Source organism: Spirillospora sp. NPDC029432 (assembly GCF_040703975.1).
Lineage (GTDB): Bacteria > Actinomycetota > Actinomycetes > Streptosporangiales > Streptosporangiaceae > Spirillospora.
This window is the reverse complement of sequence record NZ_JBEZWH010000063.1, coordinates 1-26,118: the sequence shown is the minus strand read 5'-3', so window position 1 is coordinate 26,118 and position 26,118 is coordinate 1. Positions and strand designations below refer to the sequence as shown.

27 protein-coding genes are annotated in these 26,118 nt (G+C 73.5%); 18 read left to right on the top strand and 9 right to left on the bottom strand.

Going from position 1 to position 26,118, the window contains the following annotated elements; translation table 11 throughout:
- Positions 1-7 precede the first annotated feature (7 nt).
- From sufC to AB0881_RS33340, 4 genes are all read left to right on the top strand, one after another.
- Positions 8-775 carry a Fe-S cluster assembly ATPase SufC gene (gene sufC, locus AB0881_RS33355; protein ID WP_366623460.1) on the top strand — a complete coding sequence of 256 codons (768 nt, stop codon included), beginning with the start codon at positions 8-10 and terminating at the stop codon, positions 773-775.
- Positions 772-2,034 carry a cysteine desulfurase gene (locus AB0881_RS33350; RefSeq protein WP_366623458.1) on the top strand — a complete coding sequence of 421 codons (1,263 nt, stop codon included), beginning with the start codon at positions 772-774 and terminating at the stop codon, positions 2,032-2,034. The genes sufC and AB0881_RS33350 overlap by 4 nt, the downstream gene beginning before the upstream one ends.
- Before the next feature lie 84 nt (positions 2,035-2,118).
- Positions 2,119-2,574 (top strand): Fe-S cluster assembly sulfur transfer protein SufU, encoded by a 456-nt coding sequence (sufU, locus tag AB0881_RS33345; RefSeq protein ID WP_366623456.1) that lies wholly within the window; start codon positions 2,119-2,121, stop codon positions 2,572-2,574.
- Complete coding sequence (locus AB0881_RS33340) at positions 2,571-2,918, top strand: metal-sulfur cluster assembly factor (protein WP_366623454.1); 348 nt, start codon at positions 2,571-2,573, stop codon at positions 2,916-2,918. Before sufU ends, AB0881_RS33340 begins: the two co-directional genes overlap by 4 nt.
- A gap of 56 nt (positions 2,919-2,974) precedes the next feature.
- Here the strand turns inward: AB0881_RS33340 and AB0881_RS33335 are convergent, their stop codons facing one another.
- Positions 2,975-3,556, bottom strand: a complete 582-nt coding sequence (locus AB0881_RS33335; RefSeq protein ID WP_366623452.1) for a hypothetical protein — start codon at positions 3,554-3,556, stop codon at positions 2,975-2,977.
- Between the two features lie 156 nt (positions 3,557-3,712).
- Between AB0881_RS33335 and AB0881_RS33330 the strand changes: the two genes are divergently transcribed.
- The gene (locus tag AB0881_RS33330; protein WP_366623450.1) at positions 3,713-4,930 is read left to right on the top strand and encodes a sensor histidine kinase; all 1,218 of its coding nucleotides are present in this window, start codon (positions 3,713-3,715) and stop codon (positions 4,928-4,930) included.
- Positions 4,927-5,562 (top strand): response regulator transcription factor, encoded by a 636-nt coding sequence (locus tag AB0881_RS33325; RefSeq protein ID WP_366623448.1) that lies wholly within the window; start codon positions 4,927-4,929, stop codon positions 5,560-5,562. Before AB0881_RS33330 ends, AB0881_RS33325 begins: the two co-directional genes overlap by 4 nt.
- On the opposite strand, the gene AB0881_RS33320 is transcribed toward AB0881_RS33325, so the two are convergent.
- The gene (locus tag AB0881_RS33320; RefSeq protein ID WP_366623446.1) at positions 5,554-6,753 is read right to left on the bottom strand and encodes an EAL domain-containing protein; all 1,200 of its coding nucleotides are present in this window, start codon (positions 6,751-6,753) and stop codon (positions 5,554-5,556) included. The genes AB0881_RS33325 and AB0881_RS33320 overlap by 9 nt on opposite strands.
- Before the next feature lie 161 nt (positions 6,754-6,914).
- Positions 6,915-7,310 (bottom strand): ABC transporter permease, encoded by a 396-nt coding sequence (locus tag AB0881_RS33315; protein ID WP_366623444.1) that lies wholly within the window; start codon positions 7,308-7,310, stop codon positions 6,915-6,917.
- A gap of 89 nt (positions 7,311-7,399) precedes the next feature.
- Between AB0881_RS33315 and AB0881_RS33310 the strand changes: the two genes are divergently transcribed.
- Genes AB0881_RS33310 through AB0881_RS33300 form a run of 3 tightly spaced genes read left to right on the top strand, consistent with a single transcriptional unit; the run spans position 7,400 to position 9,473 of the window.
- Positions 7,400-8,065 (top strand): AIM24 family protein, encoded by a 666-nt coding sequence (locus AB0881_RS33310; RefSeq protein WP_366623442.1) that lies wholly within the window; start codon positions 7,400-7,402, stop codon positions 8,063-8,065.
- A complete protein-coding gene (locus AB0881_RS33305; protein WP_366623440.1) occupies positions 8,065-8,718 on the top strand; it encodes an AIM24 family protein in 654 nt (217 codons plus the stop codon). Before AB0881_RS33310 ends, AB0881_RS33305 begins: the two co-directional genes overlap by 1 nt.
- Before the next feature lie 2 nt (positions 8,719-8,720).
- On the top strand, positions 8,721-9,473 hold the full coding sequence (locus AB0881_RS33300) for an AIM24 family protein (protein ID WP_366623438.1): 753 nt from the start codon (positions 8,721-8,723) through the stop codon (positions 9,471-9,473).
- A 54-nt stretch (positions 9,474-9,527) separates the two neighbouring features.
- On the opposite strand, the gene AB0881_RS33295 is transcribed toward AB0881_RS33300, so the two are convergent.
- On the bottom strand, positions 9,528-10,289 hold the full coding sequence (locus AB0881_RS33295; RefSeq protein WP_366623436.1) for a VOC family protein: 762 nt from the start codon (positions 10,287-10,289) through the stop codon (positions 9,528-9,530).
- Positions 10,290-10,575: 286 nt separating this feature from the next.
- Between AB0881_RS33295 and abc-f the strand changes: the two genes are divergently transcribed.
- From abc-f to AB0881_RS33280, 3 genes are all read left to right on the top strand, one after another.
- Positions 10,576-12,174 carry a ribosomal protection-like ABC-F family protein gene (gene abc-f, locus AB0881_RS33290; protein WP_366623434.1) on the top strand — a complete coding sequence of 533 codons (1,599 nt, stop codon included), beginning with the start codon at positions 10,576-10,578 and terminating at the stop codon, positions 12,172-12,174.
- 116 nt (positions 12,175-12,290) lie between these two features.
- Positions 12,291-12,503 carry a helix-turn-helix domain-containing protein gene (locus AB0881_RS33285; RefSeq protein WP_018656527.1) on the top strand — a complete coding sequence of 71 codons (213 nt, stop codon included), beginning with the start codon at positions 12,291-12,293 and terminating at the stop codon, positions 12,501-12,503.
- Between the two features lie 165 nt (positions 12,504-12,668).
- A complete protein-coding gene (locus AB0881_RS33280) occupies positions 12,669-13,523 on the top strand; it encodes an enoyl-CoA hydratase/isomerase family protein (RefSeq protein WP_366623432.1) in 855 nt (284 codons plus the stop codon).
- A gap of 134 nt (positions 13,524-13,657) precedes the next feature.
- On the opposite strand, the gene AB0881_RS33275 is transcribed toward AB0881_RS33280, so the two are convergent.
- Positions 13,658-15,583 (bottom strand): Xaa-Pro dipeptidyl-peptidase, encoded by a 1,926-nt coding sequence (locus AB0881_RS33275; protein WP_366623430.1) that lies wholly within the window; start codon positions 15,581-15,583, stop codon positions 13,658-13,660.
- A gap of 219 nt (positions 15,584-15,802) precedes the next feature.
- Here AB0881_RS33275 and AB0881_RS33270 point away from each other — a divergent pair, with 219 nt between their 5' ends.
- The gene (locus AB0881_RS33270; RefSeq protein ID WP_366623496.1) at positions 15,803-17,746 is read left to right on the top strand and encodes an ABC transporter ATP-binding protein; all 1,944 of its coding nucleotides are present in this window, start codon (positions 15,803-15,805) and stop codon (positions 17,744-17,746) included.
- A 147-nt stretch (positions 17,747-17,893) separates the two neighbouring features.
- Positions 17,894-18,163, top strand: coding sequence for a hypothetical protein (locus AB0881_RS33265; protein ID WP_366623429.1), 270 nt, complete (start codon positions 17,894-17,896; stop codon positions 18,161-18,163).
- On the opposite strand, the gene AB0881_RS33260 is transcribed toward AB0881_RS33265, so the two are convergent.
- Positions 18,147-19,181 (bottom strand): sulfotransferase, encoded by a 1,035-nt coding sequence (locus AB0881_RS33260; RefSeq protein WP_366623427.1) that lies wholly within the window; start codon positions 19,179-19,181, stop codon positions 18,147-18,149. The genes AB0881_RS33265 and AB0881_RS33260 overlap by 17 nt on opposite strands.
- Positions 19,182-19,288: 107 nt before the next feature.
- Between AB0881_RS33260 and AB0881_RS33255 the strand changes: the two genes are divergently transcribed.
- The 3 genes from AB0881_RS33255 to AB0881_RS33245 all read left to right on the top strand — a co-directional run bounded on the left by AB0881_RS33255 (position 19,289) and on the right by AB0881_RS33245 (position 22,217).
- Positions 19,289-20,053 (top strand): Sir2 family NAD-dependent protein deacetylase, encoded by a 765-nt coding sequence (locus AB0881_RS33255; protein WP_366623425.1) that lies wholly within the window; start codon positions 19,289-19,291, stop codon positions 20,051-20,053.
- A 128-nt stretch (positions 20,054-20,181) separates the two neighbouring features.
- Positions 20,182-21,330 carry an LD-carboxypeptidase gene (locus AB0881_RS33250; RefSeq protein ID WP_366623423.1) on the top strand — a complete coding sequence of 383 codons (1,149 nt, stop codon included), beginning with the start codon at positions 20,182-20,184 and terminating at the stop codon, positions 21,328-21,330.
- Positions 21,327-22,217 (top strand): hypothetical protein, encoded by an 891-nt coding sequence (locus AB0881_RS33245; protein ID WP_366623421.1) that lies wholly within the window; start codon positions 21,327-21,329, stop codon positions 22,215-22,217. The genes AB0881_RS33250 and AB0881_RS33245 overlap by 4 nt, the downstream gene beginning before the upstream one ends.
- A gap of 120 nt (positions 22,218-22,337) precedes the next feature.
- Here the strand turns inward: AB0881_RS33245 and AB0881_RS33240 are convergent, their stop codons facing one another.
- A complete protein-coding gene (locus AB0881_RS33240) occupies positions 22,338-23,003 on the bottom strand; it encodes a hypothetical protein (protein WP_366623420.1) in 666 nt (221 codons plus the stop codon).
- Between the two features lie 95 nt (positions 23,004-23,098).
- Here AB0881_RS33240 and AB0881_RS33235 point away from each other — a divergent pair, with 95 nt between their 5' ends.
- A complete protein-coding gene (locus AB0881_RS33235) occupies positions 23,099-24,568 on the top strand; it encodes a PLP-dependent aminotransferase family protein (RefSeq protein WP_366623418.1) in 1,470 nt (489 codons plus the stop codon).
- Between the two features lie 7 nt (positions 24,569-24,575).
- On the opposite strand, the gene AB0881_RS33230 is transcribed toward AB0881_RS33235, so the two are convergent.
- Positions 24,576-25,010, bottom strand: coding sequence for a CBS domain-containing protein (locus AB0881_RS33230; protein ID WP_366623416.1), 435 nt, complete (start codon positions 25,008-25,010; stop codon positions 24,576-24,578).
- 133 nt (positions 25,011-25,143) lie between these two features.
- Positions 25,144-26,085 (bottom strand): SDR family NAD(P)-dependent oxidoreductase, encoded by a 942-nt coding sequence (locus tag AB0881_RS33225; protein WP_366623414.1) that lies wholly within the window; start codon positions 26,083-26,085, stop codon positions 25,144-25,146.
- Positions 26,086-26,118: the final 33 nt, after the last annotated feature.

Here is a 26,118-nt window from a genome sequence, read left to right as displayed (position 1 = left end):
AAGGACTATGGCCACCCTAGAGATCCGCGACCTCCACGTCTCCGTCGCCGACGGCGCGGACGGGACGAAGGAGATCCTGCGCGGGGTCGACCTGGCCGTGAAGGCCGGCGAGACCCACGCCATCATGGGCCCCAACGGCTCCGGCAAGTCGACGCTGGCGTACGCCATCGCGGGCCACCCCAAGTACGAGGTCACCGCGGGCACCGTCACCCTGGACGGCGAGGACGTCCTGGCGATGAGCGTCGACGAGCGCGCCCGCGCCGGGCTGTTCCTGGCGATGCAGTACCCGGTCGAGGTGCCGGGCGTGTCGGTGTCGAACTTCCTGCGCTCGGCGGTCACCGCCGTCCGCGGCGAGGCGCCGAAGCTGCGCGAGTTCACCAAGGAGACCAAGAAGGCGATGGACGCGCTGTCCATCGACCCGTCCTTCGCCCAGCGCTCGCTGAACGAGGGCTTCTCCGGCGGTGAGAAGAAGCGGCACGAGATCCTCCAGCTGGAGCTGCTCAAGCCGAAGGTCGCCGTGCTCGACGAGACCGACTCCGGCCTCGACGTGGACGCCCTCAAGGTCGTCTCCGAGGGCGTCAACCGGTTCGGCGCCGCCGGCGACACCGGCGTGCTGCTGATCACCCACTACACCCGCATCCTGCGGTACGTGAAGCCCGACTTCGTGCACGTGTTCGCCGGCGGCCGCGTCGTCGCCGAGGGCGGCCCCGAGCTGGCCGACGAGCTGGAGAACGAGGGCTACGAGAAGTACGTGAAGGCGGGCGCGTCGGCGTGACTCTGCTGCCCGAGGAGCTCAAGAAGGACTTCCCGCTGCTGTCGCGGACGGTGCGGGGCGGCCGCGAGCTGGTCTACCTCGACTCGGGGGCGACCTCGCAGAAGCCGGTGCGCGTGCTGGACGCCGAGCGGGAGTTCTACGAGCGCCACAACGCCGCGCCGCACCGGGGGGCGCACCTGCTGGCCGAGGAGGCCACCGCCGAGTACGAGGACGCCCGCGCCAAGATCGCCTCGTTCATCGGCGGGGTCCCCGGCGAGATCGTGTTCACCAAGAACGCGACCGAGGGCATCAACCTGGTCGCGTACGCGATGAGCAACGCCGCGACCGCCGGCGACGAGGCCGAGCGGTTCCGGGTGGGCCCCGGCGACGAGATCGTGGTCTCGGAGATGGAGCACCACGCCAACCTCGTCCCGTGGCAGCAGCTCTGCCGGCGGACCGGGGCGACGCTGCGCTGGTTCGGGCTGACCGACGAGGGCCGGCTCGACCTGGAGCACCTGGGCTCGATCGTGAACGAGCGCACGAAGCTGGTGGCGCTCACCCACCAGTCGAACGTGCTCGGGACCGTTCCGCCGATCGACCTGATCACGGCCCGCGCCCGCGAGGTCGGCGCGCTCGTCCTGCTGGACGCGGCGCAGTCGGTCCCGCACCAGCCGGTGGACGTGTCCGCGCTGGGCGCCGACTTCCTGGTCTTCTCCGGGCACAAGATGCTCGGCCCGACTGGGATCGGCGTGCTGTGGGGCCGCCGCGAGCTGCTGGAGGCGATGCCCCCGTTCATCACCGGCGGGTCGATGATTGAGGTGGTGCGGATGGAGGAGTCCACCTTCATGCCGCCGCCGCAGCGGTTCGAGGCCGGGGTGCCGATGACCGCGCAGGCGATCGGGCTCGGCGCGGCCTGCGACTACCTGTCCGAGCTGGGCATGGACCGTGTGCACGCGCACGAGGAGGCGCTGATCGCCTACTCGCTGGAGCGGCTGGGCGAGATCGCCGGCGTGCGGGTGATCGGCCCGCTGAGCACCGACGCGCGCGGCGGCGCGGTGTCGTTCACCGTGGACGACATCCACCCGCACGACGTCGGGCAGGTCCTGGACGAGCTGGGCGTGGCGATCCGGGTCGGGCACCACTGCGCGTGGCCGATCTGCCGCCGGTTCGGCATCCCCGCCACCACCCGGGCGACGTTCTACCTGTACAACACCCTGGCCGACGTGGACGCGCTGGCCGAAGGGGTGCGGCACGCCCAGAAGTTCTTCGGCACGCACTGAGCGGCTCGGAACAGCCCGCGGCGCGCGCGGGTTGTAGCCGGAGAGCCGTAGTGAGTGAGAAAGGCCCTCAGGGAAAAGGACGACATGCAGCTTGAGGCGATGTACCAGGAGGTCATCCTGGATCATTACCGCAACCCCCACCACAAGGGGCTGCGGGAGCCGTACGAGGGCGAGGCGCACCACGTCAACCCCACCTGCGGTGACGAGGTGACGCTGCGCGTCCACCTCGACGGCGACGGGGAGAACGCGACGGTGGCCGACGTCTCGTACGACGCCATGGGCTGCTCGATCAGCCAGGCGAGCGCGTCGGTGATGAGCGACCTGATCATCGGCAAGTCCGTCAAGGAGGCGATGGCGGTCGGCGACGAGTTCCTGGCGCTGATGCAGTCGCGCGGCCAGGGCGAGCCGGACGAGGACGTCCTGGAGGACGCCATCGCCTTCGCCGGGGTCTCCCAGTACCCCGCCAGGATCAAGTGCGCCCTGCTCGCCTGGATGGCGTGGAAGGACGCGACCGCCCGAGCACTCGGAGAGGCATCATGAGCGACACCACCGAAGAGACGGCGGCCGCGGTCGCCGGCGGCGAGGCCGAGGAGGAGATCCTCGAGGCGCTCCGCGACGTCGTCGACCCCGAGCTGGGGATCAACGTCGTCGACCTGGGCCTGGTCTACGGCGTCAACCTGGCCGACGAGGTCGCGACCCTGGACATGACGCTGACCAGCGCCGCCTGCCCGCTCACCGACGTGATCGAGGACCAGGCCAACAGCGCGCTGGAGGGCCTGGCCAAGGAAGTCAAGATCAACTGGGTCTGGCTCCCCCCGTGGGGCCCCGACAAGATCACCGAGGACGGCCGCGAGCAGCTCCGCGCCCTCGGCTTCAACGTCTGACCCGTACGCGGTGGAAGGGGCCGTGCCGGATCTCCGGCACGGCCCCTTCCGCGTTCTCAACGGCGGGCGGCGGCCTCTGGGTCGGGCTCGGCGGTGGCTTGGCCGGCCTTGGGCTTGGCGGGCCACAGCGTGTGGCTGATGGGCCAGATGGACCAGATCGCCAGCACCATGCCCAGGCGGGCCGTCCAGCCCAGCAGGGCCTGCGTGCGGTCCGGATCGTCCACCACGACGATCATCGCCAGCAGGACGCCGCAGCCGATGGCGGTGGCGAGGGCTGCCTTCCCGAACTCGCGCCACTCGTAGCGGGTACGGGCGCGGCCGTGCTCCGGCTTGCCCTTCGGCGGCGGGCCGCCCGCGAAGCGGTGGGCGAAGCGCTCGTCGGCCCAGCGGACCATGCTGCGGCCGAACGCCACCGAGTAGCCCAGGTAGGCCGCCGACAGCCCGTGGGTGAAGTTCGCGGTCGCGCCGCCGCGCAGGTCGATCACCGTCGCGGTCAGCAGCACCACGTCCAGGAGCGGTACGCAGACCAGCAGCGCGGCCCCCAGGCGCGGGCGGCGCAGCAGGTAGCGGGCCGAGAGCCCGGCGCCCAGCACCAGCCAGAAGCCGATCTCGCAGGCCGCGATCAGCGCGAGCAGCATCGGTGTCCCTTCGTCTTCGCCGTCCCTCCAATGGTCGCGGAGGCGGGTGGCCGGGCGCGTCGTCGCGCGTGGGGAAAGCCGGGTCGTCCGAAGGATGTACGGCGGGCCGTCGCGAGGGGGAGACGGGGAGCGTGCCGGAGGTGCTGGAATAGGGGCGTGTCGTCCAAGCTGCCCGACCCGCGCCGCCTCGTCACGCGGACCGACCTGCTGATCGCCGTGGCCGCGCTGGCCGGCGGGACCCTGATGATCGCGGTCGGCGGGTTCGCGACGTGGTCGAAGCAGTGGGATCCGGGCGCCTGGTGGCGGATGGTGCCGCTGGTGGGGCAGTGCGCGGCGATCCCGTTCCGGCGGACGGCGCCGCGGACGGCGCTGCTGGCGGCCACGCCGTTCAACGCCGCGGACGTGATCATCGGGCCCAACTTCGCGTCCATGATGATCTACGGGGACCTGCTGTACGCGGCGGCGCTCTACGGGCGGCGCCGGACCGCCGAGCGGCTGCTGGCCGTGACGTCCGCGGCCACGGCGCTGGTGCTCGGGAGCGTCGCGCTCTGGCTGCACTCCTTCAGCGCGGCCGTGATCGCCGCGGCGGTGGCGGCGGTGACATGGGCGTTCCCGGTGATGACGGCGATGGCCGTGCGGGAGCACCGGTTCACCGCGCAGGCCGAGCGGCAGCGGGCCGAGCAGATGGCGCGCCTCGCCGAGCTGGACCGGCGCAGCGCGGTCGACGCCGAGCGGGCCCGGATGGCGCGCGAGCTGCACGACGTGGTCGCCAACCACCTGAGCGCGGTGGCGCTGCACTCCTCGGCGATCCTGAAGGTGCCCGACCTGGACCGGGCGGGCGTCGAGCGGGCGATGGAGGTCATCCGCGAGAACAGCGTGCAGGGGCTCGCGGAGATGCGCCGGATGATCGGCCTGCTGCGCTCGGAGGAGGCCGCCGACCCGCCCGGCGCGCCCCGGCTGGACGAGCTGGAACGGCTGGTCGGCCGGTCGGCGCGCTCGGACCTGACCGCCGCGCTGGAGGTGGAGGGCGAGCGGCCGGAGCTGCCCGCGGCGGTCGAGCTGGCCGCGTACCGGATCGTGCAGGAGTCGCTCACCAACGCCCTCAAGCACGGCGGGCCGGGCCGGGCCCGGGTACGGCTGCGCTACACCCGGCAGCGGGTCCTGATCGACGTGCGCAGCCCGCTCGGGGACGACGCCCCGCGGCTGCCGGGGGCGGGCGCCGGGCTGATCGGGATGCGCGAGCGCGCCGCGATGCTGGACGGCTCGTTCGACGCCGGGCCCGAGGACGGGAGCTGGCGGGTCCGCGCCGAGCTGCCCGTCGCCGTGGACAGGGACGACATTCACAGGGACGGCATGGACAGGGAGAGCGCGTGATCCGGGTGCTGGTGGCCGACGACCAGGCGGCGGTGCGGGCGGGGCTGGTGCTGATCCTGGGCGCCGCGCCCGGCATCGAGGTCGCCGGCGAGGCCGCCGACGGCGAGCGGGCGGTGGAGCTGGCCCGCGAGCTGCGTCCCGACGTGGTCCTGATGGACATCCGGATGCCGCGGCTGGACGGCGTGTCGGCCACCCGGGAGATCGCCGGGATCGCCGACGTGCTGGTGCTGACGACGTTCGACGTGGACGAGTACGTGTTCGGCGCGCTGCGGGCGGGCGCGGCCGGGTTCCTGCTGAAGGACGTTGACGCCGACCGGCTGGTGGACGCGGTCCGCACGGTGGCGGCGGGGGAGGGGGTCATCGCGCCGCGGGTGACCCGCCGGCTGATCGGCGCGTTCGCGTCCCGGCCCGCGCCGGCCGCGGCGGCGCCCCGGCTGGACGAGCTGACGCCGCGCGAGCGGGAGGTGTTCGCCTGCCTGGGGGAGGGGCTGACGAACGGGCAGATCGCCGCGCGGCTGGACATGGCCGAGACCACCACCAAGACCCATGTCAGCCGGATCCTGGCGAAGCTGGAGCTGCGCAGCCGGGTGCAGGCCGCGATCCTGGCGCAGGAGACGCTCGGGTCAGGGTGACAGCCCCCGGATCAGGTCGGCGACCCGCACGATGCCCAGGCAGCGCCCGACCTCGTCGGTGACGACCAGGTCGTCGTACACCCGGTCGTCCTCGCGGCCCGCGGCGCGGAGCGCGGCCACGGCCGGGACGGTGTGCGGTACCAGGCGGGGCGCGTCGGCGAGGTTGGCGGCGGGCTTGTGCGCGTACAGGGCGTGCCCGTACGCGCCCGACAGCCGCAGCAGGAAGCGGGTGCGGTCGACGGTCGCCCAGGGCCGCTGCCGGTCGTCGGTGAGCACCACGCTGGTGGTGCCGGTCTCGGCGTTGAGGACGTCGAGGACCTCGTCGGCGGTCGCGGTGTGCGGCATGGTGAGGGCGGGCAGCGTGAACTCGGCGACGCGCGGTCCCAGCGAGGTCTCGGGCCGTTCCCGGCGCGGCTCGTCGCGGGCGGCGACCGGCACGGTGACGCGCATGCCGGGGCGCCATTCGGGCGGCGCCAGCGCGGGCCCCTGGACGAGCCGCACGCCCAGCTCCCGCTGGTGCAGGACGTGCTCCTCGGTGGCCAGGCCGGGCGCCAGCACGTGGGTGCCCAGCCGGTGCGCCAGCTCGACCAGCGCGGTGACCAGCGCGGCCCGGCGCGGATCGGCCCCGGTCCGGCGGGCCAGCTCCGGGTCGATCTTGACCAGGTACGGGGACGCGTCCACCAGCAGGTCCAGCGGGACGTGCGCTGCGCCGACCCCGGCCAGGCCGATCAGGTAGCCGGTGCGGCGCAGCCGGGCGAGCGCGGCCTGCACGGCGGGCCGCTGGGCCGGCGGGAAGCCGCCGCCGACGCACAGGATGACCTCGTGCGGGCGGCGCCCGGCCTCGCCCAGGCCGCGGTGCAGCTCGGCGAGGAACTCCTCGCCCTGGGCGGCCAGCGTCTCGGCGCGCAGCCCGATCTGCAGCGGCAGCTGGGTGCCGAGGTCGGCGGTGGCGCGGGCGGCGGCGACGGCGCGGCGCACGTCCTCGGCGGCGGGATCGGCCCGCCTCGCGAAGTGGCCGGTCTCCGGCGCGTGGACAGCGGGCAGGGCCCCGGCGGGGGCGTCGGCGCGGGTCACCGTGCTGGACGCCGGCGGCCCCGCGTGCGTCTCGACGGCGACGACATGGCCGGTGTCGAGATCGATCACCGGCTGGAACACCGCCCGGGCGGGAAGCAGGACATCAACGGCTGGCACAGCCGCATCATGCCGCTTGAAATCGGTAGAAATCGGACTTGTTAGAAAGAGTTAACGCACTATTCTCCGGAGACGTCCCAGGTCACACGCCTCCCGGTGCGATGATCTTGACGCTCGCGCGCGGGCGGGCGAGCCCTCCCCGAGGGCGTTCCGGGGACGCCTCAGAGCGCGCGGGCGGCGGCCAGCGCCGACAGGACGTACGTGCCGCCCGCCAGCGCCGCCAGCCACGCGTACGGCATGATGTCGGCGCCGCGCAGCCCCTGCACCACCACCGCCGCCACCAGCGCGCCGGTGACCACGTCGCCCGTCATGGCGGCGGCCCGCAGGTGGGCGCGGGCGCGGTGCCCGGTGCCGAACCCCTCGCTGATCGTCAGGGCAGGCTCGTTGCGCCGGTAGGCCAGGGCCGCCGCGTAGCCGGCCAGCACCGCCAGCGCGACGAGCCCCGTGCCGCCCCGGCCGTCGGCGGCCAGCACGCCGGCGACCACCGCGCCGGCGCAGAGCACGATCGCGGGCACGACCCAGCGGCCTGCGCCGCGGTTCTCGGGGGCGATCCACATGCCTGCCATCTTCCCCGATCCGGGGCGGCCAGACCCGGCAACGCGCCGGGCGCCGCCCGCGCCGATCTCCGCCGGTGATCTCCGCGGCGATGCCCGTGCCGGTATGTTGTGGCGGCGTGGCGCAATTTCGATTGAACGGCTCGAGGATGCTGGCCGTCGATCTGGCCGGGGAGTCGATCCGGGCCCTGAACGGGTCCATGGTCGCCTACGAGGGCCAGATGGCGTTCAAGCGGCAGGGCATGTCCGGCGGCGAGGGGCTGCGCGGCGCGCTCAAGCGCCGCATCGCCGGCGAGGGCATGACGCTCATGGAGATCAGCGGGCAGGGCACCGTCTACCTGGCCAGCGAGGCCACCGAGGTGACGCTGGTGCCGCTCGCCGGGGACACGCTGTACGTGGAGTCGGAGAGCCTGCTGGCGCTGGAGGGCGGCCTGCAGACCGGCGTGCACTTCGTCGGGCTGCGCGGGATGGGCACCGGCCAGGGCCTGGCGACCACCAAGGTGGACGGGCACGGCACGGTCGCGATCCTGTCCGACGGGCCCGCGATCGCGCTGGAGGTGACGCCCCAGATGCCGCTGTGCGTGGACCCGCACGCCTACGTCGCCCACCACGGGCAGCTCCAGCAGGACGTCGTCACCGACGTCAACTGGCGCACCGTCCTCGGCCAGGGCTCGGGGGAGAGCGTGCAGTTCCGGTACCAGGGGCATGGGCTGGTGTACGTCCAGCCGGCCGAACGCGGCGGGATTCTGGAGATCTGATGCCGGGATACGAGTCGATCAACTCCAAGATGCTCCAGGTCGCGATCGCGCCCGGCCGGGAGGTCTACAGCCGGCGCGGCGCGATGCTGGCGTACACGGGCGCGGTGAACTTCGCGCCCAGCGCCACCGCCGGGCAGGGCATCGGCGGCGCCCTCGGCCGCGCGGTCGCCGGCGAGCGGACCGTGATGATGCACGTGACGGGCCAGGGCACCGCGATGTTCGGCCACGCCGGGCTGCACGTCAACGTCGTGGAGCTGACCGGCGGCGACACTCTGGTGGTGGAGGCCGACCGGCTGCTGGTGCACGACGCGTCCCTCCAGGTCGGGACGATGTTCATGGGCGAGCAGGGTGGCATCGGCGGCGTCGTGCGGGGCGCGGTCAGCGGCCAGGGCCTCTTCACCACCACGCTCTCCGGCCAGGGGTCGTGCGCGCTGCTGTCGCACGGCGGCGTCATGGAGATGCCGATCACGCCGCAGCGGCCGGTGCACGTGGACCCGCAGGCGTACGTCGCGCACCGCGGCCAGGTGCAGAACAAGCTCACCACCGCGGTCGGGCTGCGCGACCTGATCGGCCGCGGCTCGGGCGAGGGCTTCCAGCTGGAGCTGAGCGGATCCGGCGTCGTCTACGTCCAGGCCAGCGAGAGGAAGATCTGACCGTGGCAGTCCCGACGTTCAACGCGATGACGCTGCCGTCCAACGACAACGTCAACCCCTACGCCTTCAGCGTGGACCTCAACGGCCAGTGGTTCGCGCAGAAGGGCAAGATGATCGCCTACTACGGGCAGGTCAGGTTCGAGGCGCTGTCGGCGGGCCCGCTGGACGCGCTGGTGGCGGCCTCGTTCCACTCGCCGCTGTACGCCCACGACTGGATCGTCGCGCAGGGCCAGGGCAAGCTCGTGCTCGCCGACCGCGGCTTCGACGTCAACTCCTTCGACCTGGACCAGGGCAACCTGACGATCCGGGCCGGCAACCTGCTGGCGTTCGAGCCCGGCCTGGAGCTCAAGCAGTCGATCATCCCGGGGTTCCTGACGCTGATCGGCACCGGCCGGTTCGTGGCCGCCTCCAACGGGCCCGTCCACTTCGTCGAGCCGCCGATCCGGGTGGACCCGCAGGCGCTGCTCGGCTGGGCCGACTGCCCCTCGCCCTGCCACCACTACGACCACTCGTACGTGCGCGGCGTGCTCGGTGCCGCCAGGAGCGTGTTCGGGATCGGCGGCACGTCCGGCGAGGAGCACCAGTTCGACTTCACCGGACAGGGCACGGTGCTCATGCAGTCCTCGGAGGCCGTCGCGAACGAGGACACGCTGCTGCGCGACCTGGAGGGCCAGGTCGGCATGCTCGGCACCGGCGGGCTGCAGCGGCTGCACCACACCATCGGCCAGCGGCTGGCCGCCGAGCGCGACCACTGACCCGTTCCCGGGCCCCGGCCGCGCGGGCCGGGGCCGGGACGGCGCCGGCGAAGGCTACGCCGGGGTCGGGCGCATCAGGCGGAACTCGACGCCGAACGGGTCCCGGACGAACGCGATGCGGCCGTACGGGGTGTCCTCGGGCTCGGCGACGACCTCGCCGCCGTTCTCGCGAACGGTCCGGACCGCCGCGTCGGGGTCCTCGACCTGGAAGTAGGTCGACCAGGCGGAGGGCGAGCCCGCCGGGCCGTCCATGATCCCGGCGATGCCCTGGCCGTCCGCCCGGTTGAGCACCGTGTAGCCCATGTCACCGGGCATGTCCTCGGGCGTGTGGCCGAACACCGCCGCGTAGAACTCGGACGCGCGCCGCCGGTCGGTGGTGGTCAGCTCGTTCCAGACGAACGAGCCCGGCTCGTTCACGATCGCCGAGCCGATGTGCTCCTGCCCCTGCCACAGGCCGAACTGGGCGCCCATCGCGTCGGTGACGATCGCCATGCGGCCCTGGTCCATCACGTCCATGGGCGGTTCGACCACGCTCCCGCCCGCGTCGGTCACGCGTTTGACGGTGCCGTCGAGGTCGTCGGTGGAGAAATAGAGGCTCCACCAATAATCGGCGCCCGGCTCCGGATTCTGCATCATTCCGGCGACCGACTCGCCCCGCAACAGGCACCCGTGGTAATGGCCGGCCTCCGGGCCGTAGTCCACGAATTCCCAACCGAATAGGTTTCGGTAGAACTCTTTGGCCCGTTCCATATCGGGGATTCCCAGATCCAGCCAATTGGGGGTGCCGGCCGGGGCGTTGCTCGTGAGTCGGGTCATGGGACGCACTCCTTCGTGCTCGCCGATTTCGCGCGTACGCGGGCGTACCGGATCCTCCGCCCGGCGGCCCCGCTCGCGCATCCGTTCGAGCGGGACGGGCATGGCCGGGACCGGCCGCCCGCGTCACGTACACTGATCGGATGGTTTCGTTCCCGAGCTGACAGGCCTTCAAGCGCGTTGCGGTCACGGACCGTGACGCGCTGTTTCGTGTCCGCTCGGTTCCGCCCCCCACCCGTGCGAGGGCGCCGCCTGCCCGTCCGAGTCTCCGTCAGGGAAGCCCGTCACCGTGATCATTGCCAATGACATCGAGCTGCGCGCCGGATCCCGGCTGCTCATCGAAGGCGCCACCTTCCGGGTCAACCCCGGCGACCGGGTGGGCTTCGTCGGGCGCAACGGCGCCGGCAAGACCACCCTCACCAAGGTCCTGGCCGGTGAGGCGCAGCCCGCGCAGGGCGGCGTCACCCGCTCCGGCACGGTCGGCTACCTGCCGCAGGACCCGCGCGGGGTCGACCTGGAGGAGCTGGCCCGCGACCGCATCCTGTCGGCCCGCGGGCTGGACGAGGTGATCCGCAAGCTGCGCGCCGCCGAGGACGCGATGGCCACCACGACGGGCACCGAGCGTGACAAGGCCGTCCGCCGGTACGGCCGGCTGGAGGAGCGGCTGCACGTGCTCGGCGGCTACTCCGCCGAGGCCGAGGCCGCCTCCATCGCCTCCAGCCTGGGCCTGCCCGACCGGATCATGACCCAGCCCCTCGGCACGCTGTCCGGCGGCCAGCGGCGCCGGGTGGAGCTGGCCAGGATCCTGTTCTCCGGCGCCGACACGCTGCTGCTGGACGAGCCCACCAACCACCTGGACGCCGACTCGATCGTCTGGCTTCGCGACTTCCTCAAGGGCCACCAGGGCGGCCTGGTGGTGATCAGCCACGATGTGGAGCTGCTGGGCGCGGTGGTCAACCGGGTGTTCCACCTGGACGCCAACCGCAGCGTGATCGACATCTACAACGTCGGCTGGAAGAAGTACCTGGACCAGCGGGAGACCGACGAGCGGCGGCGCAAGCGCGAGTCGGCCAACGCCCACCGGCAGGCCGCCACGCTGCTGTCGCAGGCCGACAAGATGCGGGCCAAGGCCACCAAGGCCAAGGCCGCCCAGCAGATGGACCGGCGGGCCCGGCAGCTGCTGGCCGGGGTCGAGGGCGAGCGGAAGGCCGACAAGGTCGCCAAGATCCGGTTCCCGGACCCGGCGCCGTGCGGCAAGACCCCGCTGACCGCCGAGGCGCTGTCCAAGTCGTACGGCTCGCTGGAGATCTTCACCGATGTCGACCTGGCGATCGACCGCGGCAGCCGGGTCGTGGTGCTGGGCCTGAACGGCGCCGGCAAGACGACGCTGCTGCGGATGCTGGCCGGGGTCGACAAGCCCGACACCGGCCGGGTGGTGGCCGGCCACGGCCTCCGGCTCGGCTACTACGCGCAGGAGCACGAGCAGCTCGAGGTGGAGCGCTCGGTGCTGGAGAACATGCAGTCGGCGGCGCCCGGCATGGCGCCGGTCGAGGTCCGCAAGATCCTCGGCTCGTTCCTGTTCTCCGGCGACGACGTCGACAAGCCGGCCGGCGTGCTGTCGGGCGGCGAGAAGACCCGGCTCGCCCTGGCGATGCTGGTCGTCTCCAGCGCCAACGTGCTCCTCCTCGACGAGCCCACCAACAACCTCGACCCGGCCAGCCGGGCCGAGATCCTGGCCGCGCTCCGGACGTTCGCCGGCGCCATCGTGATGGTGACCCACGATGAGGGCGCGGTGGACGCGCTCAGCCCAGAAAGAGTGATTTTGCTGCCGGATGGTGTGGAAGACATCTGGAGTGATGAGTTTGCCGATCTGGTGGCACTTGCGTGACCTGCACCATGACTCAGACAGATCTTTTCTGGCGGAGTGGGTAGCCGAACGAGCGGGAATGACTGATCATGGCGGGGGATAACGCAGCGGTCACCACATCACTACGGGAGGTACTCGTGGCCGAGACCCTCAAGAAGGGCACCCGCGTGACCGGTGCCGAGCGCGACAAGCTGGCGACGGAACTCAAGAAGAGGTACGACTCCGGCGAGAGCATCCGCGCCCTGGCAGCCGCCACCGGCCGCTCGTACGGTTTCATCCACCGGATTCTCACCGAATCCGGCGTCAACCTGCGCGGTCGCGGCGGCGCGACCCGCGGCAAGAAGTCCTGAACGGACGTCGACCCCCGGTAGAGCGCACCGCCTGACCCGCCGCCCGGCCGGCCGAGTAGGGTTCGGTCGCGGCGGCGGGCGGGCCGCGGGGAGGACCCCGTCCGCTCCGCCGCGCGGCCGGTGCGGGAGCCGCACCGGCATGGAACGCGCGGAAGGGGAACACGAATGGCGGACGTGAGGGCCGAGGAGCCGCGGCCGGAACCGGTCACGGCGCCGGGCTCGGGGCCGGCCGGGGAGGGGCCGGCCCTCGACCCGGCCGTGCCCGGCCTGGCGGAGGCGGGGCTGCGGCTGGACCTCGACGGCGCGGTCGCGATCGTCACGCTGGACCGGCCGGAGCGCCGCAACGCCATGACCTTCGCGACCTGGCGCGGGCTGGCGGCCATCGGCCGGAGCCTGCCCGCGGACGTGCGCGTGGTCGTGCTGCGCGGGGCGGGGCCGTCGTTCTCCGCCGGGATCGATCTGAGCATGTTCTCCGGCGGTGCCGAGTCCTTCGGCGACGGTTCCGACGCCGCCGAGACCGACCGCTTCATCGCCGAGCTGCAGGAGGGCTACACCTGGCTGCGCCGGCCCGACCTCGTGACGGTCGCGGCGGTGCACGGGCACGCCATCGGCGGCGGTTTCCAGCTGGCGCTGGCCTGCGACCTGCGGATCATCGCCGACGACACGAAGTTCTGCATGAAGGAGCCGGCGCTGGGCCTGGTCCCCGACCTGACCGGAACGAAGCCACTGGTCGAGGCCGTCGGCCTCCCGCGGGCCCTGGAGCTGTGCCTGACGGCCCGCACGGTCGAGGCGGAGGAGGCCGCCCGGCTGGGCCTGGCGGAGCTCGTGGTGCCGCGGGAGGGCCTGGACGAGGCCGTCCGCGCGCTGGTCGACGCCCTGCTGGCGGTCAACCCGGGCGCGGCCGCGGCGACCAAGCGGCTGCTGACGCAGGCCCCCGTCAACACCCTCGAGGAGCAGTGCGCGGCCGAGCGCCAGGAGCAGATCGGCCGGCTTCGCGAGATGTTCTCCGCACGCTCCTGAGACGGGCCGCGAGGTCCAGAGAGCTCCCGGGAAGGCCTGAGAGGCCCTGAGAGGACCCTGAGAGAGCCGAGTGTGACACAGAGGCGCCCGCCGCCCCTGAACGGGGCAGCGGGCGCCTGCGCGTCCGTACGGGATCAGCCGAGGGCCTCGCGGCCGTTCCCGCCCGCCAGCGGCAGCCACACCTTGCTGGTGCCCGGCTGGAGGGACAGCTTCGTCCCGGCCGGGTAGCGCAGCGTGTAGTCGTAGTCGGTGGACAGGACGATCACGCCGAGCCGGTGGCCGGGCTTGACGACGTAGTCAGTGGGCTCGAAGTCCCACCGGAAGTCGTACATCTTGCCGGCCCTGATCGGCTCGGTCCGGCTCGGGCTGTGCCGGTTGCGCGCGTCCAGCCAGCCGCGCGTGATGATCTTGTACGGGGCGGTCTCGGTCCGGTGCGCCTGCCGGGTCGTGCACCCGTCGTCGCCCGGCACGCCCTGGCCGTAGCAGACCCGCTCACCGGTGTCGTAGCGGGCGCCGGTGGGCCGGGTGTCGGTGCCGTAGTCGACCAGCAGCGCGGTCAGGTACGGCGAGCGCCCGTCCAGGGACGCGCGGAACGCGGCCTTCGGGATCCCGTTCACCCGGACGGCCTTCTTCAGCGCCGGCGTCAGGTAGGCGAGCCGGCCCGGGTCGGCCTGGTCCTCGTTCACCAGCAGCTGCTCGGCGGTGCGGGTCCGCCCGGCGTCGGTCAGCGACTGGACGGGGCCGCGGCGCGGGAGGCGCGACAGCGAGCCGGGCTGGCCGCCCGGTCCGGCGTTCAGGCTCAGCGGCACGTGCCGCGTGCCGGGGACGGGCCAGTCGCGCGCGGTCTCCCACTGTCCGGGGGCGCGCTCGACGTCGACCCGCGGCTCCTTGGTGATGCCGTTGTCGATGTCGTACAGCCAGTGGTCGAACCAGTGGTGCGTCTGCCGCAGCCACTCCTCCAGCCGCCACCGGAACGGCGTCGCGTGGTTCGCCTGGTGCAGCCAGAGCTTGCGCGGCACGCCCGCCTTCTTCAGCGCGTTCCACCACTGGACGGAGTTCTTGACCTTGACGTTCCAGTCGTTGAGGCCGTGCACGACCATTACCGCGGCCTTGACCTTGCGGGCGTCGCCGACGTAGTCGCGCTCGGCCCAGATCTTGCTGTAGTCGCCCGTGACGCGGTCCTGGACCGCGGTGATGTCGTCGATCACCTGCTTGCAGACCTCGGGGTTCTGGCGGGTCAGCACGACCTTGGCCAGGATGTCGAGGTCCTCGCCCTGGAAGCCGCCGGGCGCCACGACGCCGCCGTTGGCGCGGTAGTAGTCGTACCAGCTGGAGATCGCCGCGACCGGCACGATCGCCTTGAGGCCCTCGACGCCGCTGGCGGCCGCCATGTTGGGCAGCGTGCCGTTGTACGACTGCCCGATCATGCCGACGTTCCCGGTGGACCAGTCCGCCTTGATCGGCGCCCCGTCGGGCGTCCAGCCGCGGGCGCGGCCGTTCAGCCAGTCGACGGCGGCCTTCGTCCCGGCCTGCTCGTCGCGGTCGCCGGAGGTCGGGCAGCCGGTGGAGCCGCCGGTGCCGATGCTGTCGAGGTTGGCGATCGCGTACCCGCGGGGCAGGAAGTAGTTGTCGTAGTAGCCGGGGAAGATGTCGGCCAGGTTCCGCTTGACGGCGCCCTGCCCGCGGGTCTGCGCGCCGTCGATGTCGACGGGGTACAGCGGGATGTCGTGCGTTCCCGCCCAGTACGGGCTGGGCTCCAGGATGGTGGGCACCTTGAGGCCTTGGTCGGTCTCCTTGGGCCGCATGATCCGCATCTGGACGCGGTCGCGGACGCCGTCCCGGTCGCTGTCGGCGGTCGTCTCGATCATGACGGTCTGGGTGACGGCGTCCGCGCGGGAGAAGACCGGCTGGGTCTCGCCGTTCTCGACCTTGATCCCGGCGGGGGACGGGGCGGCGGGCGGGGCGTGCGGCGCCGCGCCGGCCGGGAGTGCGGTGGTGGCGAGCAGCGCGGCGGCGAGGGTGATCGCGCCGGCGCCGCCTCGGGTGAGTCTTCGGATCACGAGGGGCTCCCGATGATGACGAGCCTGACGATGTTGATCACTTGTACCCCCGTACCGCGGGGCCGTCCAGGCGATCGCCCGGAACCGGCCTCGGGACGGGCGGTTACGCCGTGAGCGGACCCGGGAAGCGGGCGCCGGCCGGGAGCGTTCCACGGGGCGGACCCTGAGATGCTTACTTGATTACGGGTGCGACTGGACGACACGGAGGCCGCAGTGGGGATGCCGGGAACGCCGGGCAACGGCTGGCAGGTGATGGCCTCGTTCCGCCGGGACGGGTCGGTCACCCAGCAGAAGCTCAAGCCGGGGACGGTGCGGCGTATCGCGGGCTACGCGCGCCCCTACGTGCGCGAGCTGGTGCTCTTCCTGGCGCTGAACTCGCTCGCCGCGGTGATCGTCGTGGCGAACCCGCTGCTGCTGAAGGCGATCATCGACCGCGGCATCGTGCCGGAGCGGCACGACCTGGTGATCTGGCTGGCCGTCGGGGTGGCCGCGCTGGCGCTGGTGGAGGCCGTGCTCGGCCTGGCCCAGCGGTGGTACTCGGCCCGCGTCGGCGAGGGGCTGATCTACGACCTGCGGACGCAGGTGTTCGGGCACGTGCAGCGCCAGCCCGTCGCGTTCTTCATGCGGGCGCAGACGGGCTCGCTGGTGAGCCGCCTCAACAACGACGTGATCGGCGCGCAGCGGGCGCTGACCACCACGCTGTCCTCGGTGGTCTCCAACGTGATCAGCCTGCTGCTGGTGCTGGTCACGATGATGATCCTGTCGTGGCAGGTCACGCTGATCGCGCTGCTGCTCCTGCCGGTGTTCGTCCTCCCGGCCAAGTGGGTCGGCAAGCGGCTGTCGCGGATCAGCCGCGAGCAGATGGAGCTGGACGCCGAGATGAGCTCGCTGATGACCGAGCGGTTCAACGTCGCCGGCGCGATGCTCGCCAAGCTGTACGGGCGGCCGGCCGAGGAGGAGGATAACTTCTCCCAGCGCGCCGCCCGCGTCCGCGACATCGGCGTCGTCGCGGCGATGTACGGCCGCGTCTTCTTCACCGCGCTGACCCTGGTCGCGGCGCTGGCGACGGCCATGGTGTACGGCGTGGGCGGCTTCCTGGTCGTGGACGGCAACTTCCAGCTCGGCACGCTGGTCGCGCTGGCGACGCTGCTGACCCGGATGTACGGCCCGCTGACCGCGCTGTCCAACGTCCACGTGGACGTCATGACCGCGCTGGTGAGCTTCGACCGGGTCTTCGAGGTGCTGGACCTCAAGCCCCTCATCGACGACAAGGACGGCGCCGAGCGCCTCGGCGCGGCCGCGGCCGGGGGCGCCGGCGGCGTCGCGCTGGAGAAGCGGCAGGCTCCGGCGGTGGAGTTCGACGACGTCCAGTTCGCCTACCCGTCGGCGGAGGAGGTCTCGCTGGCCTCGCTGGAGTCGATCGCCCGCACCGACACCGCGCCCGGCCGCGAGGTGCTGCACGGCGTCTCGTTCACCGCCGCGCCCGGCTCGCTGATCGCGCTGGTGGGGCCGTCCGGGGCGGGCAAATCCACGATCACCCACCTGGTCTCCCGGCTGTACGACGTGTCCGGCGGCGCCGTGCGCATCGGCGGGCAGGATGTCCGCGACGTCACGCTGGAGTCGCTGCGCGACCAGGTGGGCGTGGTGAGCCAGGACGCCCACCTGTTCCACGACACGATCCGCGTCAACATGCGCTACGCCCGCCCGGACGCCACCGACGAGGAGATCCTGGCCGCGCTGGAGGCCGCGCAGATCGGCGGGCTGGTCGAGGACATGCCCGAGGGCCTGGACACCGTCGTGGGCGACCGCGGCTACCGGCTGTCGGGCGGCGAGAAGCAGCGGCTGGCGATCGCCCGGCTGCTGCTGAAGGCCCCCTCGGTGGTGGTCCTGGACGAGGCGACCGCGCACCTGGACTCCGAGTCCGAGGCGGCCGTCCAGCGGGCGCTGCGCACGGCGCTGGCGGGCCGCACCTCGCTGGTGATCGCGCACCGGCTGTCGACGATCCGGGAGGCCGACCAGATCCTGGTGATCGAGGACGGCCGGGTGGCCGAACGCGGCCGCCACGAGGAACTGCTGCTGCAGGGCGGGCTCTACGCCGAGCTCTACCGGACCCAGTTCGCCCGGCAGGACGGCGACCCGGTGGCCGAGCGCCAGCTGAACTGATCGCCGGTTTCCGCCCGAATCGGCCGTCCCCCCGGCGCCGGATGCGGTTTCCTTGTCCTTTCTCCGCGCGCGCCGGGATGGCAACCAGGCGGCCACTCGCGCGCGTCACAGTGAGTGGAGGGCGTCATCGGAGGAGAGGGAGCCAGGGTGCGTACGACGATCACCCCCGTGCCCCGGGCGGCACGGGCCGCCGGGGACGGCGTGGCGAAGACCGGAGTGGCGAAGACCGGAACGGCGAGGACCGGAACGGCGAGGACCGGAACGGCAGGCGGCGGGATCGTCCGGCGCGGGATCGTGAGCGGCGGGCCGGCCCGCTACACGGTGCTGCTGGTGGGACTGGGCGCCGCCGGGGTGGCCATCGGGTGGCTCGGGCCGCAGGTCGCGGCGTCGTCGGCGGCGGTCATCCGCCGCCGCTGAGCCGGTAGCCGAGCCGCTCCAGCTCGGTGCCGGCGATCCGCTCGACCTGCTCCAGCTGGCGCGGCGTGAGGCGCCCGCCGGGCCGCGGGGCGTCGCCGTCCCGCTCGCCGCGGCGGGAGTCGCCCTTGCGCAGGTCGGGCAGCCGCAGCTCGGGGAGCAGCCGCTCGGGGAGCCGCAGCTCCGGCCGGCGGGGCTCCTCGCGGGGCTCGCCGGCGGCCTCGCGGACCAGGCTGGTCAGGGCGAGCTTGGAGATCTGCGAGCCGAGGTAGTCCGACAGCTCGTCGGCGACCGGGCCGGGCCGCCGGACCAGGTCCTCGTACCGGACGGTCATCAGCTGCTCCTCGGGAGTCTGCGCGCGCAGCCGGGCGCTGAGCCGGACCGATCCGCGCCAGCGCAGGGCGCACTTGACCGCGGCGGCGGCGCGCGGCCAGCGATCGCGCTCGACGACCTCCTCGACGCCCAGGAACGGGTTGGGGAACACCTCGTCCAGGTTGGTCAGGCCGGGCTTGAACCAGGCCAGGCAGCGCTCGTCGTCCAGCATGTCGGCGACCACGTCCCGGCCGTCCCTGATCACCTGGAGCAGCTGGGCGTCGGGGAAGGCGTCCAGCAGCACGTCGGCGCTGTAGATCAGATCGGGGGAGGCGTCGCCGAAGCGGTCGACGCCGCGCGGCTCGACGCAGCTCGCGTCCCCCGCGTCCGGCGGCCGGAGCCCGGCCGCCTCCCAGCATTCGGAACGGCACCCGGCGCAGCCGGCGCCGGACATCTGCCAGGCCTCGGCGTAGGCGTCGCGGAGCACCCGGGCGGCGCCCCGGCCGCGCTCGGTGGCGATCGAGGGCCGCTGGGCGAACGCGTAGACCATCTGGAGCACGCCCGGCCGCCCGATCGTCAGATGGAACCCGGCGGAGCGCTTCACGGCGCGGGCGACGAGGTCCGCGCCGGAGTGCGGGGAGCCCAGAACGAACACCGGCCTGCGGACCTTCGTCCCGTTGATCACCAGGATGTGCGGCGTTGCCTTCATACCAGCGCCCAGTCTCTCACTTCAGTGCCGGTGAGCGTTCCTGTCACTGCCCACTCCCACCAGGTTAATCGGAGCAGACTAGGGCGTTCCGGTCTTAGCCTGGGACCATGACCGCGACGACTCTGGCCGCGCTGCTGCCCGAAGTGGGGACGTTCACCGTGCTGACCGGGGCCGGGATCAGCACCGACAGCGGGATTCCCGACTTCCGCGGGCCGCGGGGCGTGTGGACGAAGGACCCCGCCGCCGAGGCGATGTCCACGATCGGGTCATATCTCGCCGATCCCGAGGTCAGGCGGCGCGCCTGGCGGTCCCGCCTGGACCACGCCGCCTGGGACGCCGAGCCGAACGCCGGGCACGCCGCGCTGGTGGAGCTGGAGCGGGCCGGTCGGCTGCGCGGGCTGATCACCCAGAACATCGACGGGCTGCACCAGAAGGCCGGTTCCGGCGCCGGGCTGGTGATCGAGATCCACGGCACCATGCGCGACGCCGAGTGCCTGGCCTGCGGTCTGATCACCCCGATGCCCGAGGTGCTGGCCCGGGTGGCGGCCGGCGAGGAGGACCCGCCCTGCGCCGAGTGCGGCGGCCTGCAGAAGTCGGCGACGATCTCGTTCGGGCAGGCGCTCAAGGAGGACGTGCTGGACGCGGCGGTGCGCGCCGCCCGCTCCTGCGAGCTGTTCCTGGCCGTGGGGACCTCGCTGACCGTCCAGCCCGCCGCCGGGCTCTGCCTGGAGGCGGTCGAGGCGGGCGCGCGGCTGGTGATCATCAACGCCCAGCCCACCCCGTACGATGAGCTGGCCGACGCGGTGCTGCGCACGCCGATCGGGGAGGCGCTGCCCAGGCTGGTCGGGCTGGCGCTCGGCACCCGGCGGTGAGCGCGCGGGGGCTGCCCGGGAGTGGCGGAGGTCACGGTCGGTCGACGGGTCGTGACCGGCGCCCCCTTCCGTTGCGGCCGCAATCCTGACAAGCTCTATCCGTTGCGGTGCGAGGAGGGATCGGGTTGGTGAGCGGGGTCGCCCGCGCGGGGGCAGAGGACGACCGCCGGAGCGTGTCCGACCGGCCGCTTGACCGTACGCCCGGGAGCCTGTCCGAGGACCGGGCCCCGGCGCCGCGCCGATTCGCCCGGCTGCGCCCGGGGGACCGGGTGGCGGTGATCGCGCCCAGCGGGCCGGTGGACCCGGTCCGCCTCCGGGCCGGCTGCGACGTCCTGCGCGACCTGGGCCTCGAGGTGACCGTCGGGGAACACGCGCTCGACCGCGTCCCGCTCGGCCCGCCTGCGGGCACAGACGGTGCTGGTGAGGGCACGGACGGCGCCGGCGAGGGCTGGCAGCGGCTCGCGGGCCAGGACGCCGACCGCGCCGCCGACCTGGTGGCCGCCTGGTGCGACCCGGAGGTCCGCGCGGTGCTGTGCGCCCGCGGCGGGTACGGCGCCACCCGGCTGCTCGGACTGATCGACTGGGACAAGATCATCGAAGCCGGGCGCGGGACCGCTCCAAAGATCCTGCACGGGTCCAGCGACGTCACGGCCCTGCACGCGGCCTTCGCGAGGCGGCTGGGGATCACCACCTCGTTCGGCCCGATGACGGCCGGCGAGCTGCTCGCCGAGGGCGCGGGGGAGCGGGAGCGGGCGCTCCGCCACCTCCGCGCGGTGCTGTTCGGCCCGGAGGACGCGGGGGAGGGGACCGGCGGCACCGACCTGGTCGGGACCTGCGTCCTGCGCCCCGGGCGCGCCGAGGGCCTCCTGACGGGCGGCACGCTCGCCCTGCTGACGGCGCTGCTCGGCACTCCGGACGCGCCACCGCCCGCCGCCGGGCGGATCGTCTTCCTGGAGGACGTCGCCGAGGCCCCGTACCGGATCGACCGGATGCTCACCCAGCTGCTGCGGGCGGGCTGGTTCGACGGGGCGGCCGGGATCGTCCTCGGCCCGTGGCACGACTGCGGCGACCCGGCCGAGCTGGACGCCGTCGTCGCCGGGCGCCTCGGGCCGCTCGGCGTGCCGATCCTGGCCGGCGTCCCGGCCGGGCACGGGCCCCGCCAGCTCACGCTGGAGCTGGGCGCCCCGTACCGGCTCGACACCGGGACGCTGACGCTGGCCGGGCCGCCACCGCCCGGACCCGACGGGCCCGGCGGGCCCAGGGGAGGTCTGCGATGAGCGGGCGGCACGCGCGCCGGGACGACGTCGACGACGGCAGTCTGGACTCCCTGCTGGTGCTGGTGGCCGAGAGCCTCGGCTACGCCTCGCGGCGCGTCCCCGGGGACGTCATGCTGCTGGAGGGCGCCAACCGGCTGCACGTGAGCATGCGCAACCTGCGCCAGCTGGCGCGGCTGGTGCCGCGCGACGACTGGCCCGCGCTGGTCTCCGACCATGTCACCACGATCGTCACCGCGATCGAGGAGCCCCTCGACCTCAGCGACTTCGACCTCGCCCAGCACCTGCTGCGCACCCGCATCTACCCGGCCGAGGCCGACAACGGCATCCTGGCCGCGCGCCCGTTCGCGCCCGGCCTGATCGAGGTCGTGGTGGTCGACACGCCCACCACCGTCCGGACCGTCACCACCGACGAGATGGAGGGCTGGCCGGTCTCCGGCGACGCCCTGTTCATGCTCGGCCGCGCCAACGTCCGCGCCGACGGGCCGCTCCAGCTCGACGAGCAGGACCTCGGCGGCGTGCGGATGGCCGTGCTGCACGGCTGGACGTTCTACGCCGTCACCCACCTGGCCTGGCTGGACGAGTACCTGCCGATCGGGCCGTACGGCGCGCTGGTGATCGCCCCCAACCGCAGCCTGATCGTGGCGCACCCGATCCAGCCGGTGGAGGGCGGCCCGCGGGCCCGCTACCGCGCCGCGGCCGCCGCCGCGCGGGAGCTCCAGGGCCAGGCCCACCACGCCTACGAGGACGGGCCCGGCTCGCTGAGCCCCTACCTGTACTGGTGGCGCGCGGGCGAGCTGTCCCTGCTGGAGACGCGGTACGAGGGCGACACCCTCGTCCTGCCGCAGGAGCTGGCCTCGGTCCTGACCACGCTCACCGCCGAGCCCTGACGGCGAGGGGACGCCTGACCGCTTCGCGCGCGCACCGGGGGCCGGGGGCGCGACCGCCGGCATCGGCGCGGTCGCGCCGATGCCGGCAAGGTAGCCCGTCCGCCTCCGCTTCGGCCGGCGTCAGGTGGCGGCGGGCTCGGGGTCGGGCTCCAGGGCGGGCACGGGCTGCGGTGCGTCCTCCGGGGCCTGCTCGGGGTCCGGCTCCGGCTTCTTGATCTCCAGGAGCGGCAGGAAGACGTGGGCGAGCGGGCCGATCGCCAGGGCGTACAGCACGGTGCCGACGCCGACCGTGCCGCCCAGCAGCCAGCCGACCGCGAGGACGGCCAGCTCGATCCCGGTCCGCACGACGCGGATCGAGTGGCCGCGCGCCGCCAGCCCGGTCATCAGGCCGTCGCGGGGGCCGGGGCCCAGCCCGGCGCCGATGTAGGAGCCGGTGGCGATGCCGCCCGCGAGGACGGCCGTCACCAGGTAGGCCCAGCGGGCGGCGGTGGATCCGGGGTCGGGCAGCAGCCACAGGAACAGGTCGGCGAACGCGCCGACGAGCAGCACGTTGCTGATCGTTCCGATGCCGGGACGCTGCCGCAGCGGGATCCACGCCAGCATGACCACGGCGCCGGCGATGATGATCCACAGCCCGATGGAGAGGCCGAAGCGCCGCGCCAGGCCCTCGTGGAACACGTCCCAGGGGTCGTTGCCGAGGGTGGAGGCAACCTGAAGCGCGATGCCGAACCCGTAGAGGGCCAATCCCGCGTACAGCTGGAAAAGCCTGCGAGCCATCAGGGCCATTTCTGTTCTTCCTTCAGCGTCTTCGTGCAGTACGCGACCAGTGTGGTTCGCAGTGGCCTGTTCCTTGTAGGGCCAATTATGAGAAAGTGGCCTGCATGAGTACGCGTTACGTGAGCGGCGCGCAGCTGGCCCGGCTGCTCGGCGACGTCCCGCAGGAGCGCCCGTACAACGCCGCCCTCGCCCGGGCGGTGCGCTCGCTCGTCCTGGACGGCCGGCTGGCGGTGCGCACGCGGCTGCCCGCCGAACGCGATCTGGCGGCGGCCCTCGGGGTCAGCCGCACGACCGTGACGGCCGCCTACGACCGGCTCCGCGACGAGGGCTACATCGCCAGCCGGCGGGGGGCGGGGAGCTGGACGGCGCTGCCGCGGACCAGCATGTCACGCCCGCCGTCCGGGCCCCGCGCCGGGGCGTCCGGAGCCCGCTTCGGGATGGCGCACGCGCCCGGCGACGCCCGGTTCATCGACCTGGGTTGTGCGACCCCGGGCGCCCCCTCGATCTTCGAGGGGGCGGTGGCCGCGGCGGTCGCCGAGCTGCCGCGGCACAGCGCCGGGCCGGGGTACGAGCCCGCCGGCCTGGCCGAGCTGCGGGAGGTGATCGCCGCCCGGTACGCCGAGCGCGGCGTGCCGACCCGGCCCGACCAGATCGTCGTGACCACCGGCGCGCAGCAGGCGTTCACGCTGCTGACCCAGACCATGGTGGAGCCGGGCGCGCCCGCGCTGGTCGAGCGGCCCACCTACCCGCACGCGCTCGGCGCGCTCCGCCGCGCCGGCGCGCGGCTCGTCCCCGCCGGGGTGAACGAGGGCTGGGACGTCGAGCTGATCGCCGGGAGCATGCGGCAGGCCGCGGTACGGCTCGCCTACACCGTCGCCGACTTCCACAACCCGACGGGCGCGCTGATGGGCGAGGCCGACCGGGAGGCCCTGGTGGACGCCGCCCGCCGCGCCGACGCGCTGGTGGTCGCCGACGAGACGTTCGCCGAGCTGGCGCACGATCCGGATGCGCCGTCCCCCGCGCCGATGGCCGCGTTCGACACCGGCGGCCGGGTGATCAGCATCGGCTCGGCGTCCAAGCTGCTGTGGGGCGGCCTCCGGATCGGCTGGATCCGGACCACCGCGCCGCTGGCCCGCCGCCTGATCGTGGCGCGCGAGCCGCTGGACATGGCCAGCCCGGTGCTGGACCAGCTGATCGTGCGGGAGCTGCTGCTGCGCGTGGAGGAGGTGCGCGCGGAACGGGCCGCGGCCCTGCGGCGCAACCGGGACGCGCTCGCCGCGGCGCTGCGCGAGATGCTTCCCGGCTGGGACTTCACGCTGCCCGAGGGCGGCATGTCCCTGTGGGCGCGGCTGGGCGCCCCGGTGGCGACGCTGCTGACCGAGGCGGCCGAGCGGCGCGGCGTGCGCGTGGTGCCCGGGCCGGTGTTCGGCGCCGACGGCGTGCTGGAGGACTACGTGCGGCTGCCGTACGTGCTGCCGCCCGAGACGCTGCGCGACGCCGTCGCCCGGCTGGCCCTGGCCTACCGGGAGGTGGAGTCGGCCCCGCTCTCCCGGCCGCTGCCCGCGTACGTGTAGGGGAGGGTCAAGGGGCGCGCTGGATGTAGTCCACCAGGTACTCGCGCTCGCTCTCCAGCTCGTCGATGGTGCTCTTGACGACGTCGCCGATGCTCACGATCCCGGCGAGCCGGCCGGCCTCGACGACGGGCAGGTGCCGGATGCGGTGCTCGGTCATCGTGCGGCGCAGGTCGTCCACGTCGGCGCCCGGCTCGCAGGTGCGGACCTCGGCGGTCATGATCTCCGAGACGGGCCGGCCGAGGAGCCCGGCGCCGTGCTCGTGCAGCCTGCGGACCACGTCGCGCTCGGACGCGATCCCGGCGATGGCCGCGCCGTCGGGGGAGACGACGACGGCGCCGACGTTGTGCTCGGACAGGGTGGCCAGCAGGTCCCGTACGGTCGAGTCGGGACGCACGGTGGCCACCGCCGTCCCTTTCCTACGCAGGATGTCGCGAATCCTCATGTGCTCACGCTCCCGGTGCCGGTTCGGACGCCGCCCGGGAAGGGCCGCGGTGGGCCGTGCGCCGGGCTCTTGCTGCCAAGGTCGCACGGTTCGGCGGGCGGGGGAAGCCCCGGGTGCCGAACCGTCACCCTGATCAGCCGATGTCGAGGCGTGCGAACAGCCGCATCAGCCGCGGGGACAGCCGCGAGCCCGCGTAGCCGAGGACGGCCTCGGGGGTGACGGGGACGAGCGCGCGGTCCTCGCGGACGGCCTGTACGATCCGCTCGGCGACGCCCTCGGGCTTGAACCCGCGGAGCGCGTACGCCCGCGCCGCGCGCCGCCGGCTCTCCTCCTGCCCCTCCGCGCCCGTCCCGACGAACGTCGACGCGCGCGTGATGCCGGTGTCCACCACGCCCGGGCAGATCGCGCTGACCCCGATGCCCTTGCCGGCCAGGTCGGCGCGCAGGCACTCGGTGAGCATCAGCACGGCCGCCTTGCTGGTGGCGTACGCGGGCAGGGCGCGCGAGGGCGTGAACGCTGCGGCCGAGGCGGTGTTGACGATGTGGCCGCCCTGGCCGTGCTCGGCCATCTGCGCCGCGAACAGCCGGGAGCCGTGGATGACGCCCCAGAGGTTGACGTCCAGGACGCGCTTCCAGTCCTCGGCCGAGTGCTCCAGGAACGGTCCGGCCATGCCGATGCCGGCGTTGTTGACGACGACCTCGGGGACGCCGTGCTCGTGCAGGACGGACTTCGCGAAGTCCTCCATCGCCTCCGCGTCGGCGACGTCCACCTGGAACGCGTGCCCGGGCGGGCCGACGAGCCCGGCCAGGTCGGCGGTGCGCTGCGCGGCCGCCGGGTCGATGTCGGCGGCGACGACCTCCGCGCCGAGCTCGGCGAACGCCAGCGACGTCGCCCGCCCGATGCCGCCGCCCGCGCCGGTGACCACGACCAGCGAGCCCTCGAACGGCCGCCGGTCCCGGTCGGCGCGGGCGCGGCGCAGCGCGCGGGACTCGGCGGCGGTGAGCGGCCCGGCGACCCCGGCCGGGGGGGGGACCGCGAAGCAGAGCGCCGGCACGGCACCGTTGCTGCGCGGCACCCCCTGCACGGCCCGTTAAGGCCGCAGCAGACC

Excerpts from the sequence above, each read along its gene's own strand:
- sufC (WP_366623460.1), top strand. The coding sequence starts at position 8 with ATGGCCACCCTAGAGATCCGCGACCTCCACGTCTCCGTCGCCGACGGC.
- sufU (WP_366623456.1), top strand. The coding sequence starts at position 2,119 with ATGCAGCTTGAGGCGATGTACCAGGAGGTCATCCTGGATCATTACCGC.
- AB0881_RS33340 (WP_366623454.1), top strand. The coding sequence starts at position 2,571 with ATGAGCGACACCACCGAAGAGACGGCGGCCGCGGTCGCCGGCGGCGAG.
- AB0881_RS33335 (WP_366623452.1), bottom strand. The coding sequence starts at position 3,556 with ATGCTGCTCGCGCTGATCGCGGCCTGCGAGATCGGCTTCTGGCTGGTG.
- AB0881_RS33315 (WP_366623444.1), bottom strand. The coding sequence starts at position 7,310 with ATGTGGATCGCCCCCGAGAACCGCGGCGCAGGCCGCTGGGTCGTGCCC.
- AB0881_RS33310 (WP_366623442.1), top strand. The coding sequence starts at position 7,400 with ATGCCCGTGCCGGTATGTTGTGGCGGCGTGGCGCAATTTCGATTGAAC.
- AB0881_RS33305 (WP_366623440.1), top strand. The coding sequence starts at position 8,065 with ATGCCGGGATACGAGTCGATCAACTCCAAGATGCTCCAGGTCGCGATC.
- AB0881_RS33295 (WP_366623436.1), bottom strand. The coding sequence starts at position 10,289 with ATGACCCGACTCACGAGCAACGCCCCGGCCGGCACCCCCAATTGGCTG.
- AB0881_RS33280 (WP_366623432.1), top strand. The coding sequence starts at position 12,669 with ATGGCGGACGTGAGGGCCGAGGAGCCGCGGCCGGAACCGGTCACGGCG.
- AB0881_RS33270 (WP_366623496.1), top strand. The coding sequence starts at position 15,803 with ATGCCGGGAACGCCGGGCAACGGCTGGCAGGTGATGGCCTCGTTCCGC.
- AB0881_RS33260 (WP_366623427.1), bottom strand. The coding sequence starts at position 19,181 with ATGAAGGCAACGCCGCACATCCTGGTGATCAACGGGACGAAGGTCCGC.
- AB0881_RS33255 (WP_366623425.1), top strand. The coding sequence starts at position 19,289 with ATGACCGCGACGACTCTGGCCGCGCTGCTGCCCGAAGTGGGGACGTTC.
- AB0881_RS33245 (WP_366623421.1), top strand. The coding sequence starts at position 21,327 with ATGAGCGGGCGGCACGCGCGCCGGGACGACGTCGACGACGGCAGTCTG.
- AB0881_RS33240 (WP_366623420.1), bottom strand. The coding sequence starts at position 23,003 with ATGGCCCTGATGGCTCGCAGGCTTTTCCAGCTGTACGCGGGATTGGCC.
- AB0881_RS33235 (WP_366623418.1), top strand. The coding sequence starts at position 23,099 with ATGAGTACGCGTTACGTGAGCGGCGCGCAGCTGGCCCGGCTGCTCGGC.
- AB0881_RS33230 (WP_366623416.1), bottom strand. The coding sequence starts at position 25,010 with ATGAGGATTCGCGACATCCTGCGTAGGAAAGGGACGGCGGTGGCCACC.